The following is an 8,419-nucleotide window of genomic DNA, read 5'->3' on the forward strand; positions in this document are numbered from 1 at the left end:
GAGAGAATCCCTGCTCATGACCAACGCTCACTACACGACCTTGCCGCAGTGGCCCAACGCGTATCCGGCCAACGTCGCCAGCGCCACCTTGAAGTCCCTCAACGAGGACTTCATCGTGACCGAACTGCCACTGCAGCTGCCCAACGGCCACGTGCTGGAAGAGAGCCTGGACATCATGCGCTGGGCGCTCGAGCAGCATGACCCGCAAGGATGGCTTCGTCTTCGAGAGCAGGAGGAAGCACTCGCGTTGATCGCTCTCAATGACGGGCCCTTCAAGCATGCGCTCGACCGCTACAAGTACGCGTCGCGCCACCCCGAGCGCCCGATGCAAGCCTGGCGCGACGACGCTGTTGACCTGATGCTGGCGCCGTTGAACAGGCGTCTGGTGGATCGTCCTTTTCTGCTGCGTGACACGCCGTCGTTGGCTGACATGGCCATCGCGCCGTTCATCCGGCAGTTCGCGGCTGTCGACCCGGGCTGGTTCGACAGCGCACCGTTCGAGCCGCTGCAAGCTTGGACAAAACGAATCGTCCATTCCACCTTGTTCGAGGCGGTCATGACGAAGTTCGTCGCCTGGCAGCCCGGCGATACCGAGGTCACTTTTTGAATGAAGCCCCCCAGCGTCGACATGCCTGAGCGATGCCCGTCAGCAAACTATCCGCAGTAAGCCCCCGGCGCTCGCAGCCCGTCCTTCTGCTGGCCGGACAGCATCGCTGGCGTCAGCGTGTGCTTGCCTAAGGCCTCGCGGATATCTGCGTCGAGCTCGACTGACCACGCCTCCATTTGCCAACAGCGCTACGCCTGCGCAGTTCTGCGCGCTCAGCATGTTCATCTCGGAGGCCTTGTCTTCGACCGCGTGATCGGTGAATGCGCCCGGCTGCTTGCGCAACCCCGACGTGCCGATACCGGCACCGTCCTGTGACCAGAAGCTGATTCGCCGATCACTCCCACGGCCCCGACCGACATCAGGATCCGCCCGACACAAGCATCACTTCGGCTCCTGCAGCGTCTTCAGGTAGGCCAGGATGTCCACGAAGTCCTGCGGCTTGAACACCTCCTTCCAGGCCGGCATGCCCTTGCTCGGGCGGCCGTTGTTCACCGTGGTGAAGTAGACCTCTTCCATCTGCTCGGGGTACTTGATCTGCAGGCGGCGCAGGTTGATCTTGCGGTCTTCGACCACCGCGTTCGGGCCGTGGCAGTGGGCGCAGGTGCCGTTGAAGATCTCCTTGCCTTTGGCCACTTCGCCCTGCGGGGCCGACTGCGTGGCCACCGCCTGCACCAGCCCCGCGTTGGCGAGCGCCAGGCCCGGCCCCATCGCGACGGCGTACTTGGCGCTCAGCGCCTGGATGCGCGGCTGCAGCGCCGGCAGCGTGGCATCGATCTCGTCGCGCAGCGCGGCCTGCTTGCGGGCCACGCCGATCGCCGCGGGGAACTGCATCTGCGGCGCGTCGATGGCGACCAGCTTGAAGCGGCCGTGCAGCGCGGTGTGGTTGATGTAGCCTGCACTCGGGCCCCACACGAACGCGGCATCGGCCTCGCCGGCGGCGAGCTTGCGCATGGCTTCTTCCGGGTCCATGGCGGTGACGGAGGTGATGTCGCCGCGCGCCGCCAGCAGGCCTTGCGGCGGCGAGTTGAACTGCACCGCCACGCGCAGCCCGACCAAGTCGTCGATGCCGCCGACGGGGCGGTCCTTCGCCACCACCAGCGCGTAGCCGAGGGTGAGGATGGGCCGCGTGAAGACCACGCGCGGGCCCATGAAGTCGCTCACCGCCGGCAGGCCGACCGCGAGGTCGCACTGACCGGCCAGCAGGGTGGTGCGCAGGTTGCGCTTGCCGAAGTAGCTGAGCGACCACACGGTCTCCAGCGGGCGGCCGAGCGCCTGGGCCACGGCCTGCGCCACTTCCACGTAGAGGCCCGGCGTGCCCGCCTGGGCCGCCTCGGGCGCGTTGCTGCTGAAGGGCAGGTTGGCGGGGTCGGCGCACAGGCGCAGCGGTGCCGCGGAGGCCTGCGCGCTGGCGGCCCCGCAGGCCAGGGCCGCCAGCAGGCCGAGGAGTTGAACGGCTTTCTTCATGGCCATCACTCCAGCGCAAAGACGAACAGCGCGCCGCCCTCGGGCGTGGCCTCCGTCATCTTCTTGCCCACCTCGCCCAGGAAGGCGGGAATGGACGCGGTGCGCCCCACCACCACCGCCACGTACTGCTTGCCATCGACCGCGTAGCTGATCGGCCCCGCGCCGATGCCCGAACCCAGCGGCATCTTCCACAGCTCCTTGCCGTTCTTGGCGTCGTAGGCGTGGAAGACGCCGTGCAGGTCGCCCCAGAAAGTGAGGTTGCCCGCGGTGGTGAGCGTGCCGCCGTTGAAGGGCAGGTCGGTCTTCACGCCCCACACCTTCTTCTGCTTGACCGGGTCCCAGGCCATCAGCTCGCCCATGTAGCCGCCGGGGCCGGGCTGGGTGGGGAAGTCGGCGCCCAGGTAGAACACACCCTTGCGGTAGTTGACCTCGCTCACCGACCAGTCCATGCAGACGTTGTTGCTCGGGATGTACACCAGGCCGGTCTGCGGGTTGAACGACATCGGCTGCCAGTTCTTGCCGCCGATGAGGTTGGGGCACACGCCCTTCACCGGGTGGTTGGGGCCGGGCCGCTTGTCGGGGTCTTCGCTGGGCTTGCCGGTCGCCACGTCGATCTTCGAGGCCCAGGTCGTCGGCACGTACTTCTCGGCCGAGAGGATCTTGCCGCTCTCGCGGTTGACCACGTAGAAGAAGCCGTTGCGGTCGGCCTTCATGTAGACCGGCGTCTTCGCGCCCGCGATGTTGAGGTCGGCCAGCACCAGCTCGTTGACGCCGTCGTAGTCCCACGCGTCGGCGGGCGTGGCCTGCACCCACCACTTGATCTTGCCGCTGGCCGCGTCGAAGGCAATCGTGCTGGCCGAGTACAGGTTGGTCAGCTTGCCGTAGTTGCCGTCGCCGCTGCTGCGCACCACGGTGTTCCAGGGGCCGGGGTTGGAGGTGCCCCAGAAGATGGTGTCGGTCTTGGCGTCGTAGGAGCCGATCAGCCAGGGCACCGCGCCGCCGTGCTGCCAGCTGTCGCCCTTCCAGCTGTCGTTGTGGGCTTCGCCGGGGCCGGGCACCGTCCAGGTCTTCCACAGCTCCTTGCCGGTGGCCACGTCGTAGGCCTGCAGGCTGCCGCGCGCGCCGTACTCGCCGCCGCCAAAGCCGGTGATCACCATGTTGCGCACGACGAGTGGCGGCGAGGTGATGACCGAGCCCTGCTTGTAGTCGACCACCGTCGTGGTCCACAGCTCCTTGCCGTTGCTGGCGTCCACGGCCGAGAGCTTGCCGTCGAGCCGGCCGACGAAGATCTTGCCGTCGGCATACGTCACGCCGCGGTTGTTGACGTCGCAGCAGGCGTACTGCAGCGTGTCGTCGGGCACCTCGGGCTGGTAGGTCCACTTCGTCTTGCCGGTGCGGGCGTCGAGCGCGTAGACGTACTTCGGGCCCCACGAGGTGCTCACGTACATCGTGTCGCCAATGACGATGGGCGACGACTCGTTCGATCGCAGCGAGCCAAGCTGGAACGAGAACGCCAGCTTCAGCTTGCCCACGTTGGCCGTGCTGACCTGTTTGAGCGGCGAGAAGCGGGTGTTGTCGTAGCCGCGGCCGTACATGGCCCAACCGTTGGCTTCGGCATCGCGGGCGGAGGTGGCGCCGAAGGCGGCGCCGGCCAGCAGCGCGCAGGCTGCCGCTGCGCAGGTGATGCGCATGGTGGTGTTGTTCATGGTGCCTGCCCCGCGTCAGAAGAAGCCCAGCGCGTTCGGCGAGTAGCTCACCAGCAGGTTCTTGGTCTGCTGGTAGTGGTCGAGCATGGCCTTGTGCGTCTCGCGGCCGATGCCCGATTCCTTGTAGCCACCGAAGGCCGCATGCGCCGGGTAGGCGTGGTAGCAGTTGGTCCACACACGGCCGGCCTGGATGGCCCGGCCCATGCGGTAGGCACGGCTGCCGTCGCGCGTCCACACGCCGGCGCCCAGGCCGTAGGGCGTGTCGTTGGCGATCTGCAGCGCCTCGGCCTCGTCCTTGAAGGTCGCCACGGCCAGCACCGGCCCGAAGATCTCTTCGCGGAAGACGCGCATGTTGTTCGTGCCCTTGAAGAGCGTGGGCTGGATGTAGTAGCCACCGGCGAGCTCGCCGCCGAGCAGGTTGCGGTCGCCGCCGATCAGCACCTTGGCGCCTTCCTGCTTGCCCACCTCGAGGTAGGACATGATCTTGTCCATCTGCATGGCCGAGGCCTGGGCGCCCATCATGGTCTCGGTATCGAGCGGGCTGCCCTGCTTGATGGCCGCCACGCGCTTGAGTGCGCGCTCGATGAAGCGGTCGTAGATCGACTCCTGCACCAGCGCGCGGCTCGGGCAGGTGCACACCTCGCCCTGGTTGAAGGCGAACAGCACCAGGCCTTCGATGGCCTTGTCGAGGAAGGCGTCGTCGTGCGCCATCACGTCCTCGAAGAACACGTTCGGGCTCTTGCCGCCCAGCTCCAGCGTGGCGGGGATCAGGTTGGTGGCGGCCGCCTGCGCGATCACGCGGCCGGTGGCGGTGGAGCCGGTGAAGGCGATCTTGGCGATGCGCTTGCTGGTGGCCAGCGGCGTGCCGGCCTCCTTGCCGTAGCCGTTGACGATGTTGAGCACGCCGGGCGGCAGCAGGTCGGCGATCAGCTCGGTCAGCACCAGGATGCTCACCGGCGTCGACTCGGCCGGCTTGAGCACCACGCAGTTGCCGGCGCCGAGCGCGGGCGCGAGCTTCCACGCCGCCATCAGGATGGGGAAGTTCCACGGGATGATCTGGCCGACGACGCCCAGCGGCTCGTGGAAGTGGTAGGCCACGGTGTTGTCGTCGATCTGGCTCAGCGCGCCTTCCTGCGCGCGCAGGCAGCCGGCGAAGTAGCGGAAGTGGTCGGCCGCGAGCGGGATGTCGGCGTTCAGCGTCTCGCGGATCGGCTTGCCGTTGTCCACCGTCTCGGCATAGGCCAGCAGCTCCAGGTTCTGCTCGATGCGGTCGGCGATCTTGAGCAGGATGTTGGCGCGCTCGGCGGCGTTGGTGGCACCCCATTTGGCCTTGGCAGCGTGGGCCGCGTCGAGGGCGAGCTCGATGTCTTCGGCGGTCGAGCGTGCCGCCTTCGTGTAGACCTTGCCGCTGATCGGCGTGACCACGTCGAAGTACTGGCCCTTCACCGGCGGCTGGAACTTGCCGTTGATGAAGTTGTCGTACTGCGGCTTGAAGGCAAGCTTGGCGTTGGGGGTGTTGGGGCTGGCGTAAAGCATGGTTGTCTCCTGATGCCTGGTTGATGGGTAGTGCCGAGGCGCCGCATCGCATCCGGCGTGCCAGGGCCGGTTCAACAACGAAGGGGTATTTCCGGCGCAAGAAACCCGTCAGGTGGGAGGCCCACACTGTGTCGATCGCGCCGCGCGGGAGACACCTGTCCTCAAACGGGACAACACCCCACCCGATTCGTGCTGAACCGCTTTGCGGCCGCAGCGCAGTCGCTACCCTTGTGGCACGCAGTTCGACAGAGCCCGCACAGGGCCACCGAAGGAGACAACGCCATGGCCGCACACGCCCTCGCCACCCGCACGCCTTCGGGCAGATTGCGTGAAGCACGCCGCCAGTGGCTCGAAGAAGGCGAGCTGGCCCACGGCCTGATCGCCCCCACGCTGCAGGCCAGCTGGTGCCGCAGTCGCGACTTCGGCCTCGCCCCCGACGGCCGCACGCCGGGTGCGCCGCACGCCTCGGGCGCGCAGCTCGCGCGCGCGCTCGAACACCGCCGTGCCCTGGTCTCGCATGCGCGGCCGGTGATGGAGTTCCTGTGCGCGCAGATTCGCGACAGCAACAGCATGGTGATCCTGGCCGACCCGCAGGGCATGCTGCTGCACGCGCTGGGCGACGCCGGCTTCACCGACAAGGCGGCCCGCGTGGCGCTGCGCCCCGGCGCCATCTGGCACGAGCAATGGCGTGGCACCAATGCCATCGGCACCGCACTGGCCGATGGCGCGCCCGTGGTCGTGCACGGCGCCGAGCACTACCTGGAGCGCAACGCCTTCCTCACCTGCGCCGCCGCGCCCATCGCCGACCCGGCGGGGCAATTGCTGGGCGTGCTCGACATCTCGGGCGACCACCGCGGCTACCACCCGCACACGCTGGGCCTGGTGCGTTCATCGGCCTGCATGATCGAGCACCAGCTCTTCGAGGCGCAGCACGGCCACGCGATGCGGCTGCGCCTGCATGCGCAGCCCGAAGGCATAGCCACCGTCACCGAAGGGCTGGTGGCGCTGTCGGACGACGGCTGGATCGTCGGCGCCAACTCGATCGCGCTGGAGATGCTGGGCCTGCCGCGCAGCGCCATCGGCACGCTGTGCATCGAGCGCGTGTTGTCGCTCGGCTTGTCGGCCTTGATGAGCAACGGCCGCGCCACCCGGTTGCCCACCGCCGTGCGCCGCCCCGATGGCGGCACGCTGTGGGTGCGCCTGGACAGCGGGCGCGCCAGCATCAACAGCGGCGTGGCCCCGCGCAGCGCGCAGCCCGCGCCGGCCGATGCGCTGGCCGCACTCGACACCGGCGACGCCGCCATGCAGGCCGTCATCGGCCGCGCCCGCCGCGTCATCGACAAGCCCATCGCCCTGCTGCTGCAAGGCGAGTCGGGCGTGGGCAAGGAGCTGTTCGCCCGCGCCTGCCACAACAGCGGGCCGCGACGCGAAGGCCCCTTCGTCGCCGTCAACTGCGCCGCGCTGCCCGAGACGCTGATCGAGGCCGAACTCTTCGGCTACCGCCCCGGCGCCTTCACCGGTGCCGGCCGCGACGGCGCGCCGGGCCGCATCCGTGAAGCGCACGGCGGCACGCTCTTTCTCGACGAGATCGGCGACATGCCGCTGGCCATGCAGGCCCGCCTGCTGCGCGTGCTGCAGGAACGCAGCGTCACGCCGCTCGGCGGCGGCAAGCCGGTGGCGGTGGACTTCCAGCTCGTCTGCGCCACCCACCGCCGGCTGCGCGAGGAGGTGGACGCGGGCCGCTTCCGCGAAGACCTGTACTACCGCATCAACGGCCTGTCGCTCTCACTGCCAGCCCTGCGCGAGCGCGGCGACCTGAGCGCGCTCGTGGCGGCCATGCTGCGCGAGCTCGCACCGCGGCGCGAGTTGCAACTCGCACCCGACGTGTCAGCCGCCTTTGCGCGCTTCCGCTGGCCGGGCAACCTGCGCCAGCTGTGCAACGTGCTGCGCACCGCGTGCGCGCTGATGGGTGATGACGAGACGGTGCTCGCCTGGTCGCACCTGCCCGACGACCTGGTCGAGGAGCTGATGGGCCAGCCGCTGCCGCGTGGCGTGCAGGACACCGACACCAACCTGCGCCTGCAGTCCGCCCGCTGCGTTCAACAGGCCGTGCGCGACAGCCACGGCAACATGTCGGAAGCAGCGCGCCGGCTGGGGATCAGCCGGAACACGCTGTACCGCAAGTTGCGGGAGTTGGAGTGAGGGCGACGGCGCTCTTCTTACGAGCCGTCTTGTTGCCGGCCTGACTGACCTCCCGAGCTGCCGCCCTGGTTGCCTGCCCGGTTGCCGCTTTCGCTGCCTTGCTGAGAAAGGCCCGGTCTCTCCATCCGGCAACCCATGTGCCTGCCCGCCGGTTCACCTTGCGCAGCTGCGCTGGATTCCGCCACACAGCTCGCGGCACACTGGGGTTGCGCCCACCTGGGCGGGGCTGCCTGACGGCGTGGAAGGCGCGACCTCCGAAGTTGCGGCAAGAAGGGCGGGTGCCGGCATGCGCATCCGGACGCACCGAAGCATCAGCGCCTCGATCGCCAGGTTTTCACGACCCCTTGGCGCAGCGGCGCCGTCGGGGGTCTTGCTCCTCGGGACAAATCGTTGTTTGGCTTGTCGAAACGCGGCCCTCTCGATCGTCGTAGAAGAGCAGAAGGGCGCGGGGGCCAGTAAGCAGTCGGCCAGGTCGCGCCAACAGGAACGGCAATTCACAGCTTCCATCGAGAGAGACGTCGCGTCTTTGGAGTTCGCAATGATCACAAGTCACTACTGCCTCGTCATGGCCACCTACAACGCATGGATGAACGAGAAGATGTACGCACTGTGCGAGGGGCTGAGCGATGTGGATCGGAAGCGGGATCTGGGAGCCTATTTCCAGTCGATTCATGGCACGCTGAATCACATCCTGGCTTGCGATCTGATGTTCCTGGCGAGCTTTACCAACGATGCGGACTTTGTCGAGTGCGAGGGTGATCTTCACGACCACTTCTCTGCGCTGCGTCAGGAGCGCACGCAGGTGGATTCGGCGCTGCTGGAGTGGTCCAAGGCAGTGTCTCCAGACTGGCTTGCGGCTCCGTCGATCTACACGCACCATGAAGATGGCGCTGTTCGCACGGTG

Annotated in this window: 6 protein-coding genes; 3 read left to right on the top strand and 3 right to left on the bottom strand. The window is 67.9% G+C overall.

All coding sequences use genetic code 11. The annotated features are described in order from the left end of the window. On the top strand, positions 1-607 hold a 607-nt coding region (locus VFL64_RS08965), incomplete at its 5' end, for a glutathione S-transferase C-terminal domain-containing protein (RefSeq protein WP_489540037.1). A 381-nt stretch (positions 608-988) separates the two neighbouring features. Here the strand turns inward: VFL64_RS08965 and VFL64_RS08970 are convergent. The 3 genes from VFL64_RS08970 to exaC are packed head-to-tail and all read right to left on the bottom strand — an operon-like array spanning position 989 to position 5,313. Next, entirely contained in the window at positions 989-2,071 is a 1,083-nt protein-coding gene (locus VFL64_RS08970) for a c-type cytochrome (protein WP_489540038.1), read from the bottom strand. A gap of 5 nt (positions 2,072-2,076) precedes the next feature. Further along, positions 2,077-3,777 (bottom strand): PQQ-dependent dehydrogenase, methanol/ethanol family, encoded by a 1,701-nt coding sequence (locus tag VFL64_RS08975; RefSeq protein WP_489540039.1) that lies wholly within the window; start codon positions 3,775-3,777, stop codon positions 2,077-2,079. A gap of 15 nt (positions 3,778-3,792) precedes the next feature. Continuing rightward, entirely contained in the window at positions 3,793-5,313 is a 1,521-nt protein-coding gene (exaC, locus tag VFL64_RS08980; RefSeq protein WP_489540040.1) for an acetaldehyde dehydrogenase ExaC, read from the bottom strand. A 282-nt stretch (positions 5,314-5,595) separates the two neighbouring features. Here exaC and VFL64_RS08985 point away from each other — a divergent pair, with 282 nt between their 5' ends. Then, positions 5,596-7,515, top strand: coding sequence for a sigma-54-dependent Fis family transcriptional regulator (locus VFL64_RS08985; protein WP_489540041.1), 1,920 nt, complete (start codon positions 5,596-5,598; stop codon positions 7,513-7,515). A 538-nt stretch (positions 7,516-8,053) separates the two neighbouring features. After that, positions 8,054-8,419, top strand: a 366-nt coding sequence (locus VFL64_RS08990; RefSeq protein ID WP_489540042.1) for a DinB family protein, incomplete at its 3' end; no start/stop codon positions are given.

This window comes from Rhizobacter sp. (assembly GCF_035702065.1).
Lineage (GTDB): Bacteria > Pseudomonadota > Gammaproteobacteria > Burkholderiales > Burkholderiaceae_C > Rhizobacter.

Excerpts from the sequence above, each read along its gene's own strand:
- VFL64_RS08970 (WP_489540038.1), bottom strand. The coding sequence starts at position 2,071 with ATGAAGAAAGCCGTTCAACTCCTCGGCCTGCTGGCGGCCCTGGCCTGC.
- VFL64_RS08985 (WP_489540041.1), top strand. The coding sequence starts at position 5,596 with ATGGCCGCACACGCCCTCGCCACCCGCACGCCTTCGGGCAGATTGCGT.
- exaC (WP_489540040.1), bottom strand. The coding sequence starts at position 5,313 with ATGCTTTACGCCAGCCCCAACACCCCCAACGCCAAGCTTGCCTTCAAG.
- VFL64_RS08975 (WP_489540039.1), bottom strand. The coding sequence starts at position 3,777 with ATGAACAACACCACCATGCGCATCACCTGCGCAGCGGCAGCCTGCGCG.